Source organism: Allocoleopsis sp., assembly GCF_036703385.1.
GTDB lineage: Bacteria > Cyanobacteriota > Cyanobacteriia > Cyanobacteriales > Coleofasciculaceae > Allocoleopsis.
In genome coordinates this window covers 1-2,129 of the sequence record NZ_DATNPA010000402.1, presented here as the reverse complement: position 1 = coordinate 2,129, position 2,129 = coordinate 1, and the positions used below count along the sequence as shown (strand labels likewise).

The window sequence follows — 2,129 nt, the reverse complement described above, 5'->3', positions numbered from 1 at the left end:
TTATCCCTCGGTTACAAGAGTTGTACGAATTTGGGGTGAATGCGATCGAACTGATGCCAATCGGACAATTTCCGGGCGATCGAAATTGGGGGTATGATGGCGTTTTCCCCTTCGCGCCGCAACATTCCTACGGGGGTTCTGAAGGATTAAAAAAACTTGTCGATGCAGCACACCTACAAGGGATATCAATCATCCTCGACGTAATTTATAATCACTTTGGCCCAGAAGGAAACTACTTCAGTGACTATGGGCCATACTTCACAGCCCACTATAAAACAGCTTGGGGCAATGCCATTAACTTTGATGGTGAATATAGCTACGGTGTGCGTAATTACTTTATGGAAAACGCCCTGTATTGGTTTGAAAACTATCACATTGACGCTCTACGCTTAGATGCCAGCGACCACCTATACGATATTGGTGTCAAACACTTCCTACAAGAACTCGCAGAAAACGTTAATGCCCTTTCTCAAAAACAAGGTCGGAAACTTTACCTAACAGCAGAGAATGATTTAAGTGATACTAAGATAATTCGTCCCATTGAATCAGGGGGCTATGGTATCGATGCCCAATGGAATGATGCTTTCCACCATTGCTTGCATACCCTACTAACGGGTGAACAGGCTGGGTATTACGTAGATTACGGTACCTGCCAACAGATGGCAAAGGCGTTTAAAGAAACTTTTGTCTACTCCGGACAATACTCACCGTTTCGCAAAAAATTTCATGGCAGTAATTCAAGCGCTATCCCCGGTCATCAATTTGTCGTTTTTACCCAAAACCACGACCAAGTCGGCAATCGAGCGCTAGGTGAACGTTTAACTCACTTAGTATCATTTGAAGCGTTAAAACTTGCTGCTGCTGTTCTTTTGCTTGCTCCAAATATTCCTTTAATCTTTATGGGTGAAGAGTATGCAGAAGATGCACCCTTTCTCTACTTCGTGAGTCATACCGATCCGGAATTAGTTGAGGTAGTGAGAGAGGGGAGAAAGAAAGACTTTGCAGCTTTTCATATAGAAGGAGAGTTCATCGATCCCTTTAGTACTGAGACGTTCCAAAGATGCCAGTTAAACTGGGATAAACGGCAAGAGGGCAGACACCAAATAATGCTAGAACTTTATCAACATTTAATTCAGTTACGCCGCACCTTGCCTGCCCTCAAACAACTCGATAAGCAAAATCTAGAAGCTTTTGCCGTTGAAGAAGATAAGCTCCTGTTCCTCCGGCGTGGAAGTAGTGGCGACCAAATCTTCTGCATCATGAACTTCAATGATAAAGAGGTCACTTGTCAAACCTCTCCCGGTGGAATCTGGCGGAAAATCCTGGATTCATCCGATGAGAAATGGATGGGTTCAGGCTCTACCGTGCCAGAAAAACTAATCCGTGAGCAGGAAGTAAAAATTCCTCCCCAAAGTTTTGTACTCTACGAGTTGGAAACTCTAGCACAATAAATGAAAACAAGAAGAGGTATATCTCAAGCTCGGTGTATTATCCCTTTTTTAAGAAAGCAGGGGAGGCTGATGAAGAAAAATCACTTGCATTGAAAGGGGGATTATAAAAGTGGATTTGATATCAGATGAGAGGCAAAAGGGGGGTCACCTGAGATGAAGTAAGAAGAGAAATTATCAGTAGATGTTCACCCTGACAACCGCCTAACCCAGGGGAGTGGAGTAATTAAATACTTCATAGTTCATACTTACCTGTTCTGCCTCAGACAGATGCTTTTTGATCAGCTCACTCCGTTGGCGGAAGACCGCTTGATCATTGAAGCGGGCACCGTTCTCGCCAGCCTCTTCGATTAGTGTTGACAAATATTGTCGGTCGTTCGACAATTTAGCGATCAGATTGCCGAGTTGTTCCCAATCTTCCACGGGCACGAACATTCCTCCACCGTGGTTGCTCACCAAGTCCTCAGCGTACTCACTGTGATAGCCAATAATGGGCGTCCCGCTAATTAGCGACTCGATCAGGCAGCGTGGCGATTCTGGGGTGACATGAGTAAACAACATCATGTGAGATTCCCTGATTTTCTTTAACAACTTTTTCCGATCTGACTCAAATCCCGTCAGTTCGATTAAAGAACTTAAGCCCATCTCTGCAATCATTGCTTCCATTTCCTGCCTCAAAGG

Annotated in this window: 2 protein-coding genes; one reads left to right on the top strand and one right to left on the bottom strand. The window is 44.3% G+C overall.

The window, feature by feature from the left end:
- On the top strand, positions 1-1,451 hold a 1,451-nt coding region (gene treZ / locus V6C93_RS19915; protein ID WP_333478413.1), incomplete at its 5' end, for a malto-oligosyltrehalose trehalohydrolase.
- Positions 1,452-1,652: 201 nt separating this feature from the next.
- Here treZ and V6C93_RS19910 read toward each other — a convergent pair.
- Positions 1,653-2,129 (bottom strand): glycosyltransferase (locus V6C93_RS19910; RefSeq protein ID WP_333478412.1); only part of this gene is annotated, 477 nt, incomplete at its 5' end.